This window comes from Pseudomonas capeferrum, assembly GCF_000731675.1.
Lineage (GTDB): Bacteria > Pseudomonadota > Gammaproteobacteria > Pseudomonadales > Pseudomonadaceae > Aquipseudomonas > Aquipseudomonas capeferrum.
The window spans coordinates 739,341-759,041 of sequence record NZ_JMIT01000001.1 but is presented as its reverse complement, the minus strand read 5'-3'; the positions used below and the strand labels follow the sequence as shown (position 1 = coordinate 759,041).

At 63.7% G+C, this 19,701-nt stretch carries 19 protein-coding genes; 11 read left to right on the top strand and 8 right to left on the bottom strand.

Annotation, left to right across the window (positions count from 1 at the left end; translation table 11 throughout):
* Nucleotides 1-185: 185 nt before the first annotated feature.
* Nucleotides 186-1,256 carry an enoyl-CoA hydratase/isomerase family protein gene (locus PC358_RS03540; RefSeq protein ID WP_033697561.1) on the top strand — a complete coding sequence of 357 codons (1,071 nt, stop codon included), beginning with the start codon at nucleotides 186-188 and terminating at the stop codon, nucleotides 1,254-1,256.
* Nucleotides 1,257-1,272: 16 nt separating this feature from the next.
* Nucleotides 1,273-2,424, top strand: coding sequence for an acyl-CoA dehydrogenase family protein (locus tag PC358_RS03535; RefSeq protein WP_033697560.1), 1,152 nt, complete (start codon nucleotides 1,273-1,275; stop codon nucleotides 2,422-2,424).
* Nucleotides 2,425-2,469: 45 nt separating this feature from the next.
* Here PC358_RS03535 and PC358_RS03530 read toward each other — a convergent pair whose 3' ends face one another.
* Nucleotides 2,470-3,402 carry a LysR family transcriptional regulator gene (locus PC358_RS03530; RefSeq protein WP_033697559.1) on the bottom strand — a complete coding sequence of 311 codons (933 nt, stop codon included), beginning with the start codon at nucleotides 3,400-3,402 and terminating at the stop codon, nucleotides 2,470-2,472.
* Nucleotides 3,403-3,527: 125 nt separating this feature from the next.
* Between PC358_RS03530 and PC358_RS03525 the strand changes: the two genes are divergently transcribed.
* Nucleotides 3,528-3,794 (top strand): DUF2790 domain-containing protein, encoded by a 267-nt coding sequence (locus PC358_RS03525; RefSeq protein WP_033697558.1) that lies wholly within the window; start codon nucleotides 3,528-3,530, stop codon nucleotides 3,792-3,794.
* Between the two features lies 1 nt (nucleotide 3,795).
* On the opposite strand, the gene PC358_RS03520 is transcribed toward PC358_RS03525, so the two are convergent.
* The 3 genes from PC358_RS03520 to mqo all read right to left on the bottom strand — a co-directional run bounded on the left by PC358_RS03520 (nucleotide 3,796) and on the right by mqo (nucleotide 7,519).
* Complete coding sequence (locus PC358_RS03520; protein ID WP_033697557.1) at nucleotides 3,796-4,491, bottom strand: tRNA (adenine(22)-N(1))-methyltransferase; 696 nt, start codon at nucleotides 4,489-4,491, stop codon at nucleotides 3,796-3,798.
* Nucleotides 4,492-4,592: 101 nt separating this feature from the next.
* Entirely contained in the window at nucleotides 4,593-5,639 is a 1,047-nt protein-coding gene (locus tag PC358_RS03515) for a class I SAM-dependent methyltransferase (RefSeq protein ID WP_033697556.1), read from the bottom strand.
* 290 nt (nucleotides 5,640-5,929) lie between these two features.
* Nucleotides 5,930-7,519, bottom strand: a complete 1,590-nt coding sequence (mqo, locus tag PC358_RS03510; RefSeq protein WP_033697555.1) for a malate dehydrogenase (quinone) — start codon at nucleotides 7,517-7,519, stop codon at nucleotides 5,930-5,932.
* Nucleotides 7,520-7,665: 146 nt separating this feature from the next.
* Between mqo and PC358_RS03505 the strand changes: the two genes are divergently transcribed.
* The 4 genes from PC358_RS03505 (at nucleotide 7,666) to PC358_RS27990 (ending at nucleotide 11,231) form a co-directional block, all read left to right on the top strand.
* Nucleotides 7,666-8,886 (top strand): putative DNA modification/repair radical SAM protein, encoded by a 1,221-nt coding sequence (locus PC358_RS03505; RefSeq protein ID WP_033697554.1) that lies wholly within the window; start codon nucleotides 7,666-7,668, stop codon nucleotides 8,884-8,886.
* A complete protein-coding gene (locus PC358_RS03500) occupies nucleotides 8,877-9,716 on the top strand; it encodes a TIGR03915 family putative DNA repair protein (protein WP_033697553.1) in 840 nt (279 codons plus the stop codon). The genes PC358_RS03505 and PC358_RS03500 overlap by 10 nt, the downstream gene beginning before the upstream one ends.
* A gap of 215 nt (nucleotides 9,717-9,931) precedes the next feature.
* A complete protein-coding gene (locus tag PC358_RS27995; protein ID WP_050506045.1) occupies nucleotides 9,932-10,441 on the top strand; it encodes an SGNH/GDSL hydrolase family protein in 510 nt (169 codons plus the stop codon).
* Nucleotides 10,422-11,231: an autotransporter outer membrane beta-barrel domain-containing protein gene (locus tag PC358_RS27990; RefSeq protein WP_209435448.1), complete on the top strand. Its 810-nt coding sequence runs from the start codon at nucleotides 10,422-10,424 to the stop codon at nucleotides 11,229-11,231. Before PC358_RS27995 ends, PC358_RS27990 begins: the two co-directional genes overlap by 20 nt.
* Before the next feature lie 175 nt (nucleotides 11,232-11,406).
* On the opposite strand, the gene PC358_RS03490 is transcribed toward PC358_RS27990, so the two are convergent.
* The 3 genes from PC358_RS03490 to PC358_RS03480 form a co-directional block, all read right to left on the bottom strand.
* Entirely contained in the window at nucleotides 11,407-12,378 is a 972-nt protein-coding gene (locus PC358_RS03490; protein WP_033697552.1) for a 5-oxoprolinase subunit C family protein, read from the bottom strand.
* Nucleotides 12,375-13,262 (bottom strand): 5-oxoprolinase subunit B family protein, encoded by an 888-nt coding sequence (locus PC358_RS03485; RefSeq protein WP_033697551.1) that lies wholly within the window; start codon nucleotides 13,260-13,262, stop codon nucleotides 12,375-12,377. The genes PC358_RS03490 and PC358_RS03485 overlap by 4 nt, the downstream gene beginning before the upstream one ends.
* A gap of 93 nt (nucleotides 13,263-13,355) precedes the next feature.
* Nucleotides 13,356-14,114 (bottom strand): 5-oxoprolinase subunit PxpA, encoded by a 759-nt coding sequence (locus tag PC358_RS03480; protein WP_033697550.1) that lies wholly within the window; start codon nucleotides 14,112-14,114, stop codon nucleotides 13,356-13,358.
* A gap of 120 nt (nucleotides 14,115-14,234) precedes the next feature.
* Between PC358_RS03480 and PC358_RS03475 the strand changes: the two genes are divergently transcribed.
* From PC358_RS03475 to PC358_RS03460, 4 genes are all read left to right on the top strand, one after another.
* Complete coding sequence (locus tag PC358_RS03475) at nucleotides 14,235-15,152, top strand: LysR family transcriptional regulator (protein ID WP_033697548.1); 918 nt, start codon at nucleotides 14,235-14,237, stop codon at nucleotides 15,150-15,152.
* A gap of 100 nt (nucleotides 15,153-15,252) precedes the next feature.
* Nucleotides 15,253-17,319 carry a maltose alpha-D-glucosyltransferase gene (treS, locus tag PC358_RS03470; protein ID WP_033697547.1) on the top strand — a complete coding sequence of 689 codons (2,067 nt, stop codon included), beginning with the start codon at nucleotides 15,253-15,255 and terminating at the stop codon, nucleotides 17,317-17,319.
* Between the two features lie 83 nt (nucleotides 17,320-17,402).
* Complete coding sequence (locus PC358_RS03465) at nucleotides 17,403-18,032, top strand: riboflavin synthase (RefSeq protein ID WP_033697546.1); 630 nt, start codon at nucleotides 17,403-17,405, stop codon at nucleotides 18,030-18,032.
* Nucleotides 18,033-18,034: 2 nt separating this feature from the next.
* On the top strand, nucleotides 18,035-18,736 hold the full coding sequence (locus PC358_RS03460; protein WP_033697545.1) for a YoaK family protein: 702 nt from the start codon (nucleotides 18,035-18,037) through the stop codon (nucleotides 18,734-18,736).
* Between the two features lie 55 nt (nucleotides 18,737-18,791).
* On the opposite strand, the gene PC358_RS03455 is transcribed toward PC358_RS03460, so the two are convergent.
* Entirely contained in the window at nucleotides 18,792-19,691 is a 900-nt protein-coding gene (locus PC358_RS03455) for a LysR substrate-binding domain-containing protein (protein WP_033697544.1), read from the bottom strand.
* Nucleotides 19,692-19,701: the final 10 nt, after the last annotated feature.

Below are 19,701 nucleotides of genomic sequence, written 5' to 3'. Positions count from 1 at the left end.
AGTTAATAATTGGGGGCTCATCCACGCCCACCAGGCCCTTAACAGACTGCTAGAGTGACAAAAATGCAGGACACCCCTGCAGATTTACCGATTGTGCACGGCAAATTCGCATGACAGGATCCAGCTATCCTCCAGCGAACTCCAGACTTCACTTGGAAAATCAATAACAAAGCAGGGAGAACGCGATGACCGCGCATGCTCACACTTCGGCAACGGATCATGTCTTGGCCGAGGTCCGTAACCAGATTGGCCATCTGACCCTGAACCGCCCCGCCGGCCTCAATGCCCTCACCCTGGACATGGTCCGCAGCCTGCGCCAGCACTTGGACCAGTGGGCAGAAGACCCGCAGGTGCGCGCCGTGGTGCTGCGCGGCGAAGGGCCTAAAGGGTTCTGCGCCGGTGGCGATATCCGCTCGCTGCACGACAGCTACAAAAACGGCGACAACCTGCACGAAGACTTTTTCGTCGAGGAATACGCGCTCGACCTGTGCATCCATCACTACCGCAAACCGGTGCTGGTACTGATGGACGGCTTCACCCTCGGGGGCGGCATGGGCCTGGCTCAGGGGTGTGACCTGCGTGTGGTCACCGAACGCAGCCGGCTGGGCATGCCAGAGGTCGGCATCGGCTATTTCCCGGACGTTGGCGGCAGCTATTTCCTCCCGCGCATCCCGGGTGAACTGGGCATTTACCTCGGTGTTACCGGCAGCCAGATCCAGGCAGCCGATGCCCTCTATTGCGGGCTGGCCGACTGGTACGTGAGCAGTGACGCCCTCAGCGCCCTCGACCAGGGCCTGGACAAGCTGGCCTTCGGTGACCACCCGCTCAAGGACCTGCAAAGCCTGCTGGCCAAACTCGGCACCCAGGTACTGGACGACGCACCACTGCAGAAGCTGCGCCCGATCATCGACCACTTCTTCGCCCTCCCCGACCTGCCGGCGATCATCGAGCAGCTGCGCGCCGTGAGCATCGGCGACAGCCACCAGTGGGCCCTGGCCACCGCCGACCAGCTGGAAAGCCGCTCGCCACTGGCCATGGCGGTTACCCTGGAGATGCTGCGCCGCGGCCGCCACCTGGCGCTTGAAGCGTGCTTTGCCATGGAACTGCACCTGGACCGCCAGTGGTTCCAGTACGGCGACATCGTCGAGGGAGTGCGCGCCCTGATCATCGACAAGGACAAACAGCCGCGCTGGAACCCGCCGACCCTGGCCGGGCTCGAGCGCCGGCGGGTCGACCAATTCTTCGAAGGCCTGTGAGCCCGGGAGTACACAGATGCAAGACCTGGAACTGAGCGAAGAACAGATCATGATCCGCGACATGGCCCGGGATTTTTCCCGTGGCGAAATCGCGCCCCATGCCCAGGCCTGGGAAAAGGCCGGCTGGATCGATGATGGCGTGGTGCGCAAGATGGGCGAGCTGGGGCTGCTCGGCATGGTCGTCCCGGACACCTTTGGCGGCAGCTACACCGACTACGTCGCCTACGCCCTGGCCGTGGAAGAGATCGCCGCCGGTTGTGGCGCCACCGGGGCGATGATGAGCATTCACAACTCGGTCGGCTGCGGCCCGCTGCTGGCCTATGGCACTGCCGAGCAACAGCAGGCCTGGTTACCGCGCCTGGCCACTGGCGAGGTGATTGGCTGCTTCTGCCTGACCGAGCCCCAGGCTGGGTCCGAGGCCCACAACCTGCGCACGCGTGCCGAGCTGGTGAATGGCGAATGGGTGATCAACGGCGCCAAGCAGTTTGTCAGCAATGCCCGTCGCGCGGGCTTGGCGATTGTCTTCGCCGTGACCGACCCGGCGCTGGGCAAGAAGGGCCTCTCGGCCTTTCTGGTGCCCACGGACAACCCTGGTTTCAAGGTCGAGCGCAGCGAGCACAAGATGGGCATCCGCGCCTCCGACACCTGCGCGGTGACCCTGGACAACTGCCGCATCCCTGCCGCCAATATCCTCGGCGAGCGTGGCAAGGGGCTGGCCATCGCCCTGTCCAACCTCGAAGGCGGGCGTATCGGCATTGCCGCGCAAGCGTTGGGCATCGCCCGCGCCGCGTTCGAAGCGGCGCTGGCCTACTCGCGTGACCGGGTGCAGTTTGGCAAGCCGATCAATGAGCACCAGAGCATCGCCAACCTGCTGGCCGACATGCAGGTGCAGGTCAATGCCGCGCGCCTGCTGATCTTGCATGCGGCCCGCTTGCGCAGTGCCGGCAAGCCGTGCCTGTCGGAGGCTTCGCAGGCCAAGCTGTTCGCCTCGGAAATGGCCGAGCGGGTGTGCTCCATGGCCATCCAGGTGCATGGCGGTTATGGTTACCTGGAGGACTACCCGGTAGAGCGCCATTATCGGGATGCGCGTATCACGCAGATCTACGAGGGTTCGAGCGAGATCCAGCGGATGCTGATTGCGCGGGAGCTCAAGCATTATTCACTGTAACAGCCGGCTAGCGCGGCCGCTGTTGGGGCAGTCGCGCAACCTGGCTCAGCGCCAGTAGCGCGCGTCATCCACTATGCGCGCATGCCCTTCGAACAGCGCGGGCAGTTGCTCCTTGAGGTAGTCGATCCAGGTACGCACCTTGGCATCCAGGTAGTGGCGCGACGGATAGATCGCATACAGCGCACTCTCACGCAGGCGATACGGCGCCAACAATCGGCGCAATCGCCCCTGCTCGATCGCCTGGCTGGCGGTGTAGAACGGCAGCAGCCCGATGCCCATGCCCAGCTCGCTGGCCAACAGCATCGCATCGGCCACGTTGGTGAGGAAGCTGTCGCGCGGTGCGATCACACAGTGATCGACACCTTGGGGGAACACCCAGTCGCCTTCGTACATCGGGTACGCCATGCGCAGGCAGCGATGCCCATGCAGGTCTTCCGGCCGCTCGGGCACGCCAAAGGTCTCCAGGTAACTGGGTGCCGCGCAGGGGATGCTGAAAATGTTGCCCAGCGGCACGGCGATCAGCTGCGAGTCCGGCAAGGCCTCGTCCACGGTGATCACCACGTCATGCCCTTCGGCCAAGGGGTCCGGGTTGCGCTGAGACAAGGTCAACTCGACCACCACCTCCGGGCACAGCGCGTTGTAGCCCGCCACCAGCGGCATCAGCAGCAGGCCCAGGCCATGCGGGCAGTGTAGGCGCAAACGCCCACGGGGGGTAAGGTGCGCGCCTCGCGCCTCGCCGACGGCTTCTTCGGTCAGCAGCATGATTTGCCGCGCGCGCTCCAGAAACCGTTCGCCCGCCTCGCTCATGCGCAAACGGCGCGTGGTGCGGTGCAGCAGGCGGGTCTGTAGCTGGTTCTCTAGCTCGGCAACGATGCGCGACACCTGCGCCGCAGAAATGTCCAGGGCATTGGCGGCTGCGGCGAAGCTGCCGCATTCGACCACACGGGTGAAAGTACGCATGGCATGCAGCATGTCCATGGGGGGTGGGCTCCTTGATCGGTCTTATTCTTACGTTCCAGGCAGGAATCTATCACGGCTTAGCCCATTTATTGTGGATCACCAATGAATACATCATTGGTAAAACATTGAAGAAGGAGCCTGCCATGAAACGTTTGATCGCCGTCCTTGCCTTTGCCGCTTCCCTCGCCTCGTTCGGCGCCTTTGCCGACGCCGGCACACAGCAGCCGGCCGCCAGCACGGGCAACTACGAATACGGCATGCCGCTGGATGTCGCCAAAGTCATCTCCATCACCCCGGCCAGCAACGCTGCCGACTGCCAGGTCGGCACTGCGCATATGGTGTATGTCGACCACCAGGGCCGTACCCGCGAGGTCAACTACCGGGAAATGGGCAACTGCTCGCAGCAGTGAGTTAGGCCAGTACCTGGCTGATCCAGCTGATCTGCCGGGCGAAATCGCGGCGCTTTTCCTCGGGTATCGCATCCCGAGCGCGTTCGAAGTTGGCCAACGTCTGCTGCTTCTGGCGCAGCATGCGCTGCCATTTGGTCACGAACGCCGGAGCTTTTTCACGCATCAGCAGCGGGCCGAAGTACAGCTCTTCGGCGGTGTAAGCCACTGCCACACAAGGTTCGGCGACGATAATTTCGTAGTCGAAGCGGTTTTCGCGCAACAACTCTTCACTGACGATCCGATAGCTGTTTTGCATCAGCCACCCGCGCAGTTCGCACTCATCGCCGTTGGGTTGCAGGATCAGGCGCTCGCTGCCATTTAAGCGATGCTTACCGCGCTCTAGAATCTCGCACATGGTTTTGCCACCCATGCCGCAGAGGCTGACGGCCGAGATCCGGTCGGCCATTTCGATCGCCTCCAGCCCATCGGCCAGGCGAATGGTGATATGCGCCTCCAGGCCGTTGCGGCGCACGTTGCGCTGGGCCGAGGCAAAGGGCGTGTGCGCCACTTCACCGGCCACGCCTGCTTCGATGGCGCCACGCAGCATCAACGCTACCGGCAGATAACCATGGTCCGAGCCGATATCGGCCAGGCGCGCGCCTTGCGGCACATGCGCCGCCACGCGCTCCAGGCGCATGGAGAGTGTCTGTTCGTTCAACGTAAGCCCCTTGCTCGAAAACCGGGCGCGATTCTGACGACCACGGCGCGGCATTACAATGCGCAAAAGCCGAATGGCGCAGGTGACGGCAAGGGCGGCGGCTATTTGCGCGCCTCCAGTATCAGGTTGAACGGTGTTTGTGTGGCGCGCCGGAACCGTGTGAAACCCGCCTCCTCGAACACCGCGCGTAACCGCGCCTCCCCAGCCTGGGCACCCAGCCCCAGCCCCACTTCCTGAGACAGCGAGTTGGGCGTGCAGATAAACGTCGACGCCGCATAGAACAAGCGCCCGACCGGTGTCAGGTTGCCCTCCAGCGAGTCCTCGGCATAGGGTTCCACCAGCATCACCGTGCCGTCCGCCTTCAAGGCATCGTAGGCGTGTCGCGCAGCGCCCACCGGGTCACCCATGTCGTGCAGGCAATCGAAGAAACACACCAGGTCATGGTCGTGGCCTGGATAGTTTTTCGCCGTGGCCTGCTGAAAACTCACCCGTGCGCCCAAACCTGCCTCGTCAGCCCGGTGGTTGGCGGTGGTGATGGAGGGCGCGTGATAGTCGTAACCGACGAAGGTCGATGCCGGAAACGCCTGGGCCATGACCAACGTCGAGGCGCCATGGCCACAGCCCACATCGGCCACCTTGGCGCCCGCCTGCAGCTTGGCCACCACCCCCTCCAGCGCCGGTAGCCACTCGGCCACCAGGAACGTTCGGTAGCCCGGCCGGAAGAACCGTTCGGTGCCGCTGAACATGCACGGGTGATGGTCGCCCCAGGCCAGCGCACCGTCGCCACGCATGGCCGCGACCAGCTTGTCCTTGTCGTGGAACAAGGCGGCCACCACCGCCGCGCCACCGGCCATGTACGCCGGGGAGTCTTCGAGCGCCAAGGCCATCGCCTGTTCTTCGGGCAGTACGAAACTGCCCTTGTCGTGAACCATGTAGCCCGACGCCGCTTGGGCATTGAGCCATTCACGGACCAGCCGCGGGTGGCAGCCGGTCTTTGCCGCGAGTGCTTCGGGCGTGGTCGGCTGGCTGTCGGCCATCGCCCGGTACAACCCGAGTTCGTCACCCAGGATCACATTTGCCAGGGTCGCCGCAGCGCCCATGTCACCCACCAGCTTGCCCATGAATTCGTGAAGCCGTGCCTCGTCCATGACCTGCCCTCCTCTGCAAGAAGGCCACCGTCGACAGGGGAAGTCCGGGTCCGAGGGGCGGTGGTCCGGGGAATGGTGTCGCGCACCGCGACATTCGCCGTGACGTGCTGTATGTAAGTGTAGAATTTTGCGGGTACTTGTGGGGGCCGGCTTACCGGCCCCACGCGGGCGGCGCTCGATCTCCGCCCCACCTCCAAACCTAAGACAGGCACCTATCAAATAACGATGGATAACCCTCCTTTTCGTACAGAACCTAAGAGGCCCCTGCAGCCATAACATCTCTGACAGCGTTATGGCGCGACACCTGGGCTTTCACCACCCGACGGCGGATTCAGCTGCAGCACCTCATTGGTATACGTCCACTCCTCCTGCACCTTGTCCGGATGCTCGTTCAGCCGGATGCCATAGGACGGCACGATCTGTTTGATCTTCGCCTGCCAGGCTGCTGAAGCCACCTTGTCCTTGAACACCTTGTTCAACACATCCAGCATGATCGGTGGCGCAGTCGAGGCGCCAGGCGATGCCCCCAGCAGGCCGGCGATGCTGCCGTCCTTGGACGTGACCACTTCGGTACCCAGCTTGAGCACACCACCCTGGGCCTCGTCTTTCTTGATGATCTGTACACGCTGGCCGGCTTGCCACAGGCGCCAGTCTTCCTTCCTGGCTTCGGGGAAGTAGGTGCGCAGCGCTTCGAAACGGTCATCGTCGGACTGCAAGACCTGACCGACCAGGTACTGCACCAGGTCGAACTCGCGCACCCCTACTCTGACCATCGGCCAGGCGTTGTGAACACTGGCGCTGGCGAACAGGTCAAGCAACGAACCCTGCTTGAGGAACTTGGTCGAGAAGGTAGCGAACGGGCCGAACAGGATCATGCGTTTGCCATCGAGCACACGGGTATCCAGGTGCGGCACCGACATGGGCGGGGCGCCGCTCGCCGCAATGCCGTAGGCCTTGGCCATATGGCGCTGGGCAATGGCCGGGTTGTCGGTTACCAGAAACGACCCCCCCACCGGGAAGCCGGCATAGTCCTTGGCTTCATCGATACCGGACTTCTGCAACAGCGGCAGCGCCGCGCCCCCTGCACCGATGAACAGGAACTTCGCATCGGTGGCGGCCTGGCTGCCGTCCTTCAGGTTCTTGTACTCCACATGCCAGGAGCCATCTTCGTTACGGGTAATGTCCTGGACCTCGGTCGACAGCTTGAGGTCGAAGTTTGGCCGGGTCTGCAGGTAGCCCACGTACTGCCGGGTGATCTCACCAAAGTTGACGTCGGTGCCGATCGGCGTCCAGGTCACGGCCAGTTTCTGGTTGGGGTCGCGCCCCTCCATCATCAGAGGCACCCATTTGCGGATCTGTTCGTGGTCTTCGGAATACTGCATCGGCTTGAACAGCGGGCTGGCTTGCAACGCCTCGTAGCGCTTTTTCAGGAAGCGGATATTGTCGTCACCCCAGACAAAGCTCATGTGCGGGGTGGTATTGATGAATGAGTGGGGGTTCTTCAACACGCCCTGCTTGACCTGCCAGGCAAGAAACTGTCGGGTCACCTGGAACGACTCGTTGATCTCCACCGCCTTGCTGATGTCGATCTTGCCATCCTTCTCTGGCGTGTAGTTCAGCTCCGCCAGGGCCGAGTGGCCGGTACCGGCGTTGTTCCAGCCGTTGGAGCTTTCTTCGGCCACCTTGTCCAGGCGCTCGACCATCTCCATCGACCAGCCTGGCTCCAGCTCATTGAGCCAGACAGCCAGGGTCGAACTCATGATACCGCCGCCCACCAGCAGCACATCGACCTTCTTGGTTTCAGCCGCCTGGGCATTGAGCATGCCCATCGCCAGCGCCAGGCCGGCCAGCGCCCACTTCGCATCGATCGTGATTTTCATGTCCTCTCCCGCACGCCTCGTAGCTGTCCGTAAAGTCCAGCACAAGCTTAGCTGAGGGTTTTACTGGGGCACCTCGATCACTGGGGCTTGCAATCAGGCCGCGCTCAAAATACTGTATGAATATTCAGTGTTTCGAGTCAGCCACTATGCAGCTCATCGCCAAACTCGGCATTCTCGCCGACGCCGCCAAGTACGATGCTTCCTGTGCCAGCAGCGGTGCGCCCAAGCGCAGCTCGCGCGGCGGCGACGGCCTGGGCGCCACCAATGGCATAGGCATCTGCCACAGCTATACGCCGGACGGCCGCTGCGTGTCGCTACTCAAGGTGCTGCTGACCAACTTCTGCCTGTACGACTGCCAGTACTGCGTCAACCGCCGCTCCAGCAACGTACCGCGGGCGCGCTTCACCCCGGAAGAAGTGGTGCGCCTGACCCTGGACTTCTACCGGCGCAACTGCATCAGCGGCCTGTTCCTCAGCTCGGGCATCATCCGCTCGGCCGACTACACCATGGAGCAACTGATCCGCGTGGCACGGTTGCTGCGCGACGAGCACAACTTCCGCGGCTACATCCACCTCAAGACCATACCCGACGCCGACCCGCTGCTGATCGAGGAAGCCGGACGCCTGGCCGACCGCCTGAGCGTCAACATCGAGCTGCCGACCGATGCCAGCCTCAAACGCCTGGCACCGGAGAAACACGCGCACACCATCCGCCAGGCCATGGCAGTCATCCACCAAGGCCAGCAAGCCGTGGCCAATGAGCCGAAGGCGCCGCGCTTCACGCCCGCCGGGCAAAGTACCCAGGTCATCGTCGGCGCCGACGCCACCGATGACAGCACGCTGCTGCGCAATGCCGAGTCGCTGTACCAGGGTTACGGCCTCAAGCGTGTGTACTACTCGGCCTTCAGCCCGATCCCCGACAGCCCAGGCAGCGTGCCCCTGGCGGCGCCGCCGCTGTTGCGTGAACACCGCCTGTACCAGGCCGACTTCCTGCTGCGTGGCTATGGCTACAAGGCCGGCGAACTGCTGGGCCATAGCGGCAACCTGGCACTGGACATCGACCCCAAGCTGGCCTGGGCGCTGGCCAATCGCGAAGTTTTCCCGCTGGATGTTAACCGCGCCGAACCGGCCTTGCTGGCACGTATCCCGGGCATCGGCCTGCGCAGCGTGCAGCGCCTGGTGGCGCTGCGCCGTGAACGGCGCATCCGCTATGACGACCTGATCCAACTGCGCTGCGTACTGGACAAGGCCCGGCCGTTCATTGTCACCAGCGACTACCGCCCGGCCCAGGCCGAGCTGCGCAGCGGCCTGCTGCGCGAACGCCTGCGCGAGCCACAAGCGCCTGTGCAGATGGGGTTGTGGGGGTGATCGCGCTCGACTGTGATAACCACTTCGCCACCTGGCGTGACCAAGCCCGAACGCTGCTCGGCCATGGCATCGACCCGGCCGAGGTGACCTGGTCACAAGGCCCTATCGATGATCTGCTGGCCGTGCCGGCACCGCTGCCTGAAGGCCCCGGCCCGTTTCGCGGCAAAGTGCCGGCGGCGTTACTGAGCCAGTTGGCACAGGCCGCCTGCTATCGCGGCGCGCAACGCTGGAACCTGCTGTACGAAGTGCTCTGGCGTGTCGCCCATGGCGATCGCACCGCCATGCTCGCGGGCGACCGGCTGGGCAGTGAGCTGCACCGGCGGATCAAACAGGTCAGCCGTGAGGCGCACCACCTGCATGCCTTCGTGCGCTTTGTCCCCCTGCCCGAGGCGTTGGCCGAGCGACTGCAGCTGGACCTGGTCGCCTATCACGAGCCCGCCCACGACATCCTGCACGATGCCAGTGCGCACTTCGCCGACCGCCTGGGCCGACAACGCTGGTTGATCGCCACACCCACCGATGGCATCCGCTTCGACGGCCAGGCCTTCGATTACCGCCGCCACTGCCCCGATGACTGGCGGCAGTGGGCGCGCCATGCCGACGACCCCGGCGCCGAACTGTGGCGCACCTATTATCGCCACACCTTCAACCCTGCCCGCCTCAACCCGGACGCGCTGCGCCTGCACATGCCCGGGCGGTTCTGGCGGCATTTGCCGGAAGGCATGCTGATACCTCAGCTTGAAGGCCTGGCACGGCAGGGCAAACAGCGGGATGGGCAGGCGCTGGAAGTGGCCTCGCAGCGCGGCAAACGGATTTGTAGAGGTGAGTAACGCACGTGCTTACCGCCCCCATTTTCAACGGCATGACCGAACATGGGGTCTTTGCAGGCACGTCTGAACGCAGCGTGGAACTGTTAGTTTTGTCAGTAGCAGCACTTAGTAAGGCACGCCTATGATCGCCGCAAAATTCGCCATGGTTCGGCTCGATAAGGACTGTCTCGTGAGCCCCTATCAAGGCCCCGTCTGGACATCATCAGGAAGATTCCATGTCGATCAGAACGTGCATACTTGCTGGTGCAGCTACGGCGCTGTTCTTCGTCGCAACGCCTTCAATTGCCACAGAAGCGCCCTTCTCGCGCACCCTTTTTCTGGGCGACAGTTACACCGACAGTGGCTATTACCGGCCGTTGCTACCTCCTGGGGTTCAAGCTGGGCTAGGTAAGTTGACCACCAATCCGGGCAAGGTCTGGTCAGAGCATTTGGCTGACCACTATGGTGTGGATGCAAGCGCCAACGGCAATGGCCAGACGGGCGACAATTACGCTGCGGGTGGTGCGCGAGTGAGCATGCCGGCGGCCGGTGAGCTTGGGCCGATCCCCTCGTTGACAGACCAGCTGGCTCAGTACCTTTCGACCACTGGTGGTGTCGCTGATCCCCGGGCGCTGTACACGGTCTGGGGCGGCATCAATGACATGGCGTCTATTGTCGACCCTAGCCAAGTGCCAGTCGTGGTCAGTGCGACAGTGACTGACCAGATTGGCATCGTGGTGGGGTAGCCTTCGTAACGACACTCAGCGTTATGATCATGGACGCCTGTACGACGGCTCGGCCCCTGCTGGCTTGTTTGGCGTCGATTGGTCCCGCAACGGCGTTGTAATGGGAGGCTTCGCCGGTGTTGGTCGCGTGGAGGCTAACTTCGGTGCGCATCAAGGGGGGTACACGCAGTCCGACTCAACCCTCGGCCTGTTTAGTGGCTGGTACGGTGAGCGAATGTGGGTGAATGGCCAGCTCAGCTATAGCTGGCTGGATTATGACGTCACCCGTAAGGTTCAGATCGGACCTGCTACCCACACCCACAACGGTACTCCAGAAGGGCACAACCTCACGATGGCCCTTAACACAGGTTATGAGTTCGACAATGTGGGCGATTTGCGACATGGGCCGCTGGCCGCAATCATCTGGCAGCGGGTGGAGTTAGATGACTATGTCGAGAGCAATAGAAGCTTCACCGCCATGGGCTATTACGATCAAAAGGTTGACTCGACCGTGGGTCGAATTGGTTGGCAGGCCCGTCTACGAGCAAGTCGTTTTGAGCCTTATGCACAGATCACCTACGATCAGGCGTTTGAAGGCAGCAAGCAGGCCAACGCATGGCTGCAAACCGTACCTGGAGCTGGCCCGTATCGGGTGCCGGGGCTGGAGTTCGACCGTTACTACGTGACTGCGCTGCTGGGGGTGCGGGTAGTGTTAGGCGATGTGAGCGCCAGTATCGGAGTTACAACGACCACCCTGCAGAGCGAGGCCCAGGACGCCAGCTTGTTTGCGAGTTTCAGTGGCAGCTTTTGAGCGATGTGTGGACAGCCTGCATCTAGCCAGGTGTAACGCACACAAGAGCGGTTGGTGGAACTATGTCATACCAATGAGGTACCTGAGCGAGGGTATGAGCAGGATGCTTCCTGATACAGGCGAGCGACTAGACCCTCGGCAATAGCGATGGCCTGTCACTCAACCCACCCAGCAATCAAGCAAACAACCGGGCCAGGCACCCCAGCTTCTTCTTGTACGACCGCCGTGCCTCCAACGCCTGCTCCAGGCTCACCGCCAAGAACCGCGCCTGCTGATTGGGCTGCATCTGCCCGATCAGGTCCAGGTCGGCGCTGATCACCGTGCCGATCATGGCATACCCGCCGCCCGACACCGCATCGCGGTGCAGAATGATCGGCTCCAGCCCCGCTGGCACCTGGATCGAACCGATCGGATAGCAGCTGTCGACGATGTTCGAGGGGTCCGAGCCTGCGCCAAACGGCTGCTCACGTGGCTGGAAGCTCAATGCGCTAGCGCCCTTGTAGCGGTAGCCGATACGGTCCGCCTCGGAGCCGACGGTCCACGCCTGAGTGAAGAAGCTCTGCGCCGCCGCGTCGGTCAGGCGATGGAAATACAACCCCGGCACCACCCGCACTACCACCTCGCCACCCAGCGCCTGGCGCAGGGCCATCGGCAGGCTCGCGCCAGCCCGGGTCTTGCCGCTGGGCACACCGACCGGCAATACATCACCCCCCATCAACTTGCGCCCGTGCAGCCCGCCCAACGCACCCAGGGCGTAGGTCGAACGGCTGCCGAGCACTTCGGGTACATCGATACCGCCGGCCACGGCCAGGTACGCCCGGGCACCTGCGGTGGGGAAGCCGAAACGCAACACCTGCCCTGCCCTGACCGCAAACGCGGTGTCGGGGCGCTGCTCACGGCCGTCGAGCAAGGCGGGCATCTGCGCTCCGCATACCGCCACCAGCGCATCGTGCTGGAACTCAAGCTCTGGTCCCACCAGCGCGCATTCCAGCCCTGCTGCACCTGCCGGGTTGCCGACCAGATGGTTGGCGGCGCTCAGGGCATATTGGTCGAGCGCCCCGGACGGCGGAATGCCCAAGTGGTAATAGCCTTCGCGACCAAGGTCCTGTACCGATGTGGCCAGGCCGGGTTTGAGTACCTTGATCATGCCAGCACCTCCTGCAGCGTCTTGGGGTAGCCGACCGGGTCGGCGAGGAAGGCATCCAGGGAAAACGTCACCGGGCGAATGCGCAGGTTGAAGTGGCCCTCCTCCACATCCGCAACGGCCTGGTCATAGGTTCGGCGGTCGATAGGCTTGAACTGCACGATGTCCCCAGGGCGGAAGAACACCATGTGCGCCTTGAGGTAGGCCAAGGTCTGCTGCGGGTCGTAGATCGGCGCCGGGGTAACGCCGAACATCTGGTAGCCGCCTGCTCCGCGCACCGAGTAGATGCACCCGAAGCAACCGCCATGGCCGAGGGTCAACTTGGGTGTGTCGGTACGCGGACGCAGGTACTTGGGCACCTGCAACTGCCGCTCGCGCTCGACCATCTGGAACATGAACGGTAGGCCGGCAACGAAGCCGACCATCGACACGAACCAGGGCGCGCCACTGTGCGCGGCAATGAACGCCTCGACATCGGCCAGGCCGTTGACCCGCGCCGCATACTCAAGGTCAGTGCTGCTCGGGTCCTGGTGACGGTCACGAAAACGCATCAGGGTTTCGTGGGTCCACGGGTCGTTGTACAGCACCGGGATTTCGATAATGCGGGTCTGCAGCGAGCGCTCGGCCACCGCCTCTGCCTCGGCGCCGCGTACGGCTTCGAGCAGGGCCTGGGGGGCAATGCGGTCAGGGTCGAAGCGGATCTGGAACGAGGCATTGGCGAGGCATACGTCGAGTACGCCCTCCAGGCCAAGTCGCTCCACCGCGCGGGTGACGGCCATGCCCTTGAAGAAGGCCTCCAACGACATGCTGTCACTGACTTCGGCAAACAGGTGCTCGTCGGCACCGAAGCTGTAGCGGATCGGGGTTGAAGCAACCGGCTCGGCCATGACTGTTCCTTTTTTTGGAATCTTTATAGAAAGGCAGGCGAAATCAAATCAATGCAAGGGCCCCGGCCTCCAAGCGCCGGGCGCCGCTGCTACTCAGCGTGGCGCACGCACCGCGATACCCGCCTGATCGAGCGCCTGGCGCGTAGCCTCGACCAGGTCGAGCGCCCCTGGGGTATCACTGTGCAGGCAAATGGAATCGAACTCGATGGCCAGGTCCTGCCCCTCTACCGTGCGCACCAGGCCTTGCTGGCAAGCCCGCAGCACGCGCTCAGCGACGGCCTTGGGGTCATGGCTGCGCACGTTGCGGGTGAACACGATAGAGCCGCTCATGTCGTACTCGCGGTCGGCATAGAACTCGCGGATCACCGGCTGCCCGAGTGCCTGGGCGACACGGCAGATCACCGAGCCCGGCATGCAGTACAGCAGCAACTGCGGTTCGATCACACGCAGGTTCTGCACCAGCAGCCGTGCAGCCTCTTCATCGCGCGCCAAGTGCATGTACAACGCGCCGTGGGGCTTGATGTGTTGCAGCGTCACCCCCTGGGCACGGGCGATTTCACGCAGCGCGCCCAGTTGGTAAAGCATGTCGTCGACCAGCTCCTGGGCCGGGGCATTGATGTGTCGCCGGCCGAAACCGACCAGGTCACGAAAGCCCGGGTGTGCCCCGACCGCCACCCCTAGCGCCTTGGCCCGCTCGACAGTACGGCGCATGGTGCCCGGGTCGCCGGCATGGAAGCCAGTCGCAATGTTGGCCGAGCTGATGAAAGCCATCAACGCCTCGTCGACGCCGTCACCAATGGTCCACGGGCCGAATCCCTCTCCCATGTCCGAATTGAAATCCACCACCTGCATGAATGTATCTCCTGGTGCTTGTGACTGCGTGAAAGCCACGTTAGATTCTCCTCTCCCCCTTGGGAAGATCTATAAACAGATAGGGTGTCTTCTGAAAATCAGATACACCGGGAGCCTACTTTGTCACTGACCCTGCGCCAGGTCCGCTACTTCGTGGCCACTGCCGAGATCGGCCAGATTTCCCAGGCGGCGATCCACCTGAACATCTCTCAATCGGCCGTGACCACGGCGATCAAGGAACTGGAGGCGATGCTCGGTGTGCTGCTGTTCCAGCGCTCGGCCCAAGGTATGAGCCTGACCGAGGCTGGCCGGCATTTTCTCAACCGGGCCTATGTGATTCTGCGCAGCGTGGACGACGCGCTGAACAGCCCGCTGCCTGACGTGCGCGCCAGCGGCCTGCTGCGCCTGGCCGCCAGCTATACCGTGATGGGCTACTTCCTGCCGCACCACCTGCAACGGCTGGAACACTGGCACCCGGACGTGACCCTGCACGTGCATGAACAGGAGCGCAGCGCCATCGAACAGGGCCTGCTTGAGGGCCGTTTCGACATGGCTGTGGTGCTCACCGCCAACCTCACCCACCCGGACATCGTCTCGGAAACCCTCTTCAACTCCGAACGCCGACTGTGGCTGCCCGGCCACCACCCGCTGTGCGAGCGCTCTGCGGTGAGCCTGGCGGATGTGGCCGGCGAACCGTTCATTCTGCTGACGGTGGACGAGGCCGAACAAAGCGCCATGCGCTACTGGGAGCAGGCCGGGCAGCGGCCCAGCGTGCGCGTGCGGACCAGCTCGGTGGAGGCCGTGCGCAGCATGGTGGCCAATGGCAGCGGCGTGGCGATCCTCTCCGACCTGGTGCACAGGCCCTGGTCGCTGGAAGGCAAGCGGATCGAGACGGTGACCATCAGTGACCCGGTGACGCCGATGAGCGTGGGCCTGGCCTGGCACCGCGAGCGGGCGTTCAGCCCGGCCATGCAGGCGTTGCGCAACTACTTCCACAGTGCGTTTCTGGCACCGCAGCAGCTGTCGGCGCGGCGCTGACCCTTTTCCCCCTGGGAACACGCCGCGCAGGCATTGCGAACGTTCCGCGTGCGAAGCCGTCATAACTGTGGCCGGTGCCGACACGCAGAGAGGACGCGAGATGACTCAACCCGACCCGTCATACATCCAGTGGCTCGAAGACCGTTCCATGCTCAAGGCCTCCCAGCAGCGGGCCCTTTTGTATTCGGGGCAATCGCGCCTGTGGCAAAACCCCTATGCCGAGGCCCAGCCCCGCCGCGCAACCGAGATCGCCTCGGTGTGGCTCACTGTCTACCCTGACGCTATCATCGCCCCCGATGACTGCTCGGTGCTCTCGGCCCTGGCCCACGAAGCCTTGTGGAAGCGCTTGTCGGAGATCGGCATACAAGGCGTGCACACCGGCCCGATCAAGCAGTCAGGCGGCGTGCGCGGCCGCGAGTTCACCCCCAGCGTGGACGGCAACTTCGACCGCATCAGCTTCGACATCGACCCGCTCTACGGCAGCGAGCAGGAGCTGATCCAGATGAGCCGCATGGCCGCGGCGCACAACGCCGTGACCATCGATGACCTGATCCCCTCGCACACCGGCAAAGGCGCCGACTTCCGCCTGGCAGAACTGGCCCACGGCGCCTACCCCGGGCTTTACCACATGGTCGAGGTGCGCGAGGAAGACTGGCCGCTGCTGCCCGACGTACCTGCAGGGCGCGATTCGGTCAACCTGCTGCCGGCGGTGTGCGATGCGCTCAAGGCACGCCACTACATCGTCGGCCAGTTGCAGCGGGTGATCTTCTTCGAGCCTGGGGTCAAGGAGACCGACTGGAGCGTCACCCCGCCGGTCACCGGCGTCGACGGCAAGACCCGGCGCTGGGTGTACCTGCACTACTTCAAGGAAGGCCAGCCGTCGCTCAACTGGCTCGACCCGACATTTGCCGCCCAGCAGATGATTATCGGCGATGCCCTGCATGCGCTGGACTGCCTTGGCGCGCGGGGCCTGCGCCTGGACGCCAATGGGTTTCTCGGGGTGGAAACCCGCCTTGAGGGCACGGCCTGGTCCGAGAGCCACCCCCTGTCGATCGTCGGCAACCAGCTGATTGGCGGCATGATTCGCAAGGCGGGCGGTTTCAGCTTCCAGGAGCTGAACCTGACGATCGACGACATTGCCCTGATGTCCAAGGGCGGCGCCGACCTGTCCTACGACTTCATCACCCGCCCGGCCTACCAGCACGCGCTGCTGACCGGCGACACCGAATTCCTGCGCCTGATGCTCAAGGAAATGCACGGTTTCGGCATCGACCCGGCTTCGTTGATCCATGCTTTGCAGAACCATGACGAGCTGACCGTCGAACTGGTGCACTTCTGGACCCTGCACGCCCACGACATGTACCTGTACAAGGGCCAGACCCTGCCCGGCAACATCCTGCGAGAGCACATTCGCGAAGAAATCTACGAACGTCTGTCGGGCGAACATGCCCCTTACAACCTGCGCTTCGTCACCAACGGCATCGCCTGTACCACCGCCAGCCTGATCACGGCCGCCCTCGGCATCCGCGACCTCGATCAGATCAACGCAGCGGATATCGAGCGTATCCAGAAGATTCACCTGCTGCTGGTGATGTACAACGCCATGCAGCCTGGCGTGGTGGCGCTGTCCGGCTGGGACCTGGTCGGAGCCCTGCCCTTGCCCGCCGAGGCGGTGGCAGAACGCATGCTCGATGGCGACACCCGCTGGATCCACCGCGGCGGCTACGACCTGGCCGGCCTTGCCCCGCACGCCGAGGCCTCGGTGCGCGGCATGCCCCGTGCCCGCGCGCTTTACGGCAGCCTCGACAGCCAGCTGGAACACCCCGATTCATTCGCCAGCAAGGTGAAGAAGCTGCTTGCCGTGCGCCAGGCCTACGGTATCGCCACCAGCCGCCAGGTGCTGGTGCCCGAGGTCAGCAGCCCTGGGTTGCTGGTGATGGTGCACGAGCTGCCGGCCGGGCGCGGGGTGCAGATCAGCGCGCTGAATTTTGGCCAGACGGTGATCAGCGAAGCGCTGCACTTGACCGGCTTCACGCCGGGGCCGGTGGTGGACATGATCAATGAAACGGTCGAGGGCGACTTGACCGAAGATGGGCGGCTGGTGGTGAACCTGGACCCTTACGAGGCACTGAGCCTGCGCATCGTGAACAGCAGCGGGCATGTCTGAACGGTCGCGGCCACCTTGCTTTTACCGCTTCACAGGCTTAGTTTCCGGGTGACTTCATTTTCCCGTGCCCAGGAGCAACTTCCATGTACACCGGCATCGTCCAGGCCGTCCGCCCTCTGCTTGCGGTGAACACCTACCCAGGCCACAAGCAGTTCACCCTCGACCTCACCCCGGAGCTGCTCGACGAACTCAAGATCGGCGCCAGCGTCAGTGTCGAGGGTACCTGCTTGTCGGTTACCGAGATCGACGGCACCGAGGTGAAATTCGACGCCATGAACGCCACCCTGGAGCGCACCAACCTGCGCTGCTTGAAGGCTGGCCAGGGCGTGAACATCGAACGCTCGGCCAAGATGAACGCCGAGATCGGCGGCCACTTGATGGCGGGCCACATCGCCACCACCGCCGATATCGTCGAACTGTCGATCGAACCGACCGGTGCGTTCATCAAATTCCGCATGCCGCCCGAGTGGGCCAAGTACGTGTTCCCCCGCGGGTTCCTTGGTGTGAACGGCTGCAGCCTGACCGTCGCTGATGTCGAAGACACCGTCATCACCATCAACCTGATCCCCGAAACCTTGCGCCAGACCACCTTCGCCAACTACCAGGCCGGCGAGCTGCTGAACATCGAAGTGGACCACCAGACCATGGTGTTGGTCGATGTGGTCGAACGCACCCTCAAGGGTACCCTGGCCCGCGAAAAGCTGTTGCCCTGAACATGCTGCCCAACGCGTTGACATCGCACAGTGCGCGGCGGCTGAAGCTGCGCAGCCTGCGAGGCCGGGTGGGCCTGGGGCTGGTGGCCGGGCTGTCGGTGCTGGCCGGCATGACCGATGCCATCGGCCTATTGGCCCTGGGCGACTTTGTTTCGTTCATGAGCGGCAACACCACCCGCCTGGCCGTCGCGATCAGTGAGGCGGATGCGGCCATGGTGCTGCGCCTGAGCGGAGCGGTACTCGGCTTCGTCGCCGGTAATGCCCTGGGCGTGTTGCTGGCCCGCAGCTTTCGGCGCCGCGCCTGGCCGGTACTGCTGGTGGTCGCGGGGCTGCTGGGTGGCGCTGCGGCCTGGCCGCTGGCCGCGACCTTTCCGGCGTTGCTTGCGGCGACGCTGGCCATGGGCATGATCAATGCGGTGGTCGAGCAGGTGAATGGCCTGCCCATCGGCCTGACCTATGTCACCGGTGCCCTGTCCCGCTTCGGCCGCGGCCTGGGCCGCTGGGTGCTGGGCGAGCGGCGCAATGGCTGGCGGGTGCAGCTGGTGCCTTGGGCCGGCATGCTGCTGGGCGCCGCCCTTGGCGCCTGGCTCGAGCACCGCTTGGGCTTGCAGGCGCTGGCAGGCAGTTGCGCGCTGGCGTGCCTGCTGGCCTTGGTGACGCGGTTCATTCCGCGCTCATGGCAACTGGGCTACATGCCACGCTGATCAGATGCTGCGCATGATACGGCCATCGACCTTGATGCGATAGACGATAGAAAAACTACTGACCAGATGCCTGCGCCTGTTGCAACAACCAGCTGCGCACCCTCTCCAGTGCTGGCGCTTGATAGGCATTGCGCGGCCAGACCAGGTAAAACGCCTGCTCCAGCACCAATTGCTGCTCGAACACCAAGGCCAACCGCCCTGCTTCAATGTCGTTGCGTACGAAGAAGTCGCTGGCCAAGGCGAGCCCCTGCCCGGCCACTGCAGCATCGATCGCCAACGATGTCTGGTTGAAGCGCACATTCTTGGCCCCAGCCAACAGCGGCTGCGCAAAGACCTCGCCGATAAAGGTTGGCCAGAAATTGTGCGCATCGTGCAGCAGCGCGAAGCGGTGCAAGTCGTCAAGGGAAGCCGGCTTGCCCAGTTGCGCTAGTAGCCCAGGGCTTGCCACGGCGACGATGCGTTGCTTGAGGAAAGGCTCGACATGCAAGGCCGGGCCGAACGGTGGGCGGCCGTAGCGCACCGCGATATCCACGCCCTCAGGGCGGAACTGCGAGAGGCGATCAGTGGCCAGTACCTGCAGGTCGATATCGGGGTGGTCATGGGCAAGTGACGCCAGCCGAGGGATCAGCCACTTCGCCGCAAAGGTGGGCGTAACGCTGACCGTCAGGTGGGACGCATCGGGGTGCAGCGCCTGGGTAGCCGAGGCGATCAAAGCGAACGCACTGCGGATATCGGCGCTATAGCGCTGGCCGGCGCCGGTTAGCCTCAGGCCCCTGGGCAACCGTTCGAACAGTTTGACCCCAAGGTTCGCCTCCAGCCCGCGAACCTGCTGCGCCACCGCCGCCTGGGTTACCCCCAGCTCGTCCGCTGCCAGGCGGAAGTTGAGGTGGCGTGATACCACCTCGAACACCCGCAAGCCATTGAGTGGCGGTAGCGCCGAAAAGCCCTCGGCCATATAAGTTATC

Coding starts and splice junctions, on each gene's coding strand:
- mqo (WP_033697555.1), bottom strand. CDS start 7,519: ATGAAAATCACGATCGATGCGAAGTGGGCGCTGGCCGGCCTGGCGCTG.
- PC358_RS03460 (WP_033697545.1), top strand. CDS start 18,035: ATGCTGCCCAACGCGTTGACATCGCACAGTGCGCGGCGGCTGAAGCTG.
- PC358_RS03540 (WP_033697561.1), top strand. CDS start 186: ATGACCGCGCATGCTCACACTTCGGCAACGGATCATGTCTTGGCCGAG.
- PC358_RS03530 (WP_033697559.1), bottom strand. CDS start 3,402: ATGGACATGCTGCATGCCATGCGTACTTTCACCCGTGTGGTCGAATGC.
- PC358_RS03515 (WP_033697556.1), bottom strand. CDS start 5,639: ATGGACGAGGCACGGCTTCACGAATTCATGGGCAAGCTGGTGGGTGAC.
- PC358_RS03485 (WP_033697551.1), bottom strand. CDS start 13,262: ATGGCCGAGCCGGTTGCTTCAACCCCGATCCGCTACAGCTTCGGTGCC.
- PC358_RS03525 (WP_033697558.1), top strand. CDS start 3,528: ATGAAACGTTTGATCGCCGTCCTTGCCTTTGCCGCTTCCCTCGCCTCG.
- PC358_RS03455 (WP_033697544.1), bottom strand. CDS start 19,691: ATGGCCGAGGGCTTTTCGGCGCTACCGCCACTCAATGGCTTGCGGGTG.
- PC358_RS03465 (WP_033697546.1), top strand. CDS start 17,403: ATGTACACCGGCATCGTCCAGGCCGTCCGCCCTCTGCTTGCGGTGAAC.
- treS (WP_033697547.1), top strand. CDS start 15,253: ATGACTCAACCCGACCCGTCATACATCCAGTGGCTCGAAGACCGTTCC.
- PC358_RS03480 (WP_033697550.1), bottom strand. CDS start 14,114: ATGCAGGTGGTGGATTTCAATTCGGACATGGGAGAGGGATTCGGCCCG.
- PC358_RS03505 (WP_033697554.1), top strand. CDS start 7,666: ATGCAGCTCATCGCCAAACTCGGCATTCTCGCCGACGCCGCCAAGTAC.
- PC358_RS27995 (WP_050506045.1), top strand. CDS start 9,932: ATGTCGATCAGAACGTGCATACTTGCTGGTGCAGCTACGGCGCTGTTC.
- PC358_RS03535 (WP_033697560.1), top strand. CDS start 1,273: ATGCAAGACCTGGAACTGAGCGAAGAACAGATCATGATCCGCGACATG.
- PC358_RS03490 (WP_033697552.1), bottom strand. CDS start 12,378: ATGATCAAGGTACTCAAACCCGGCCTGGCCACATCGGTACAGGACCTT.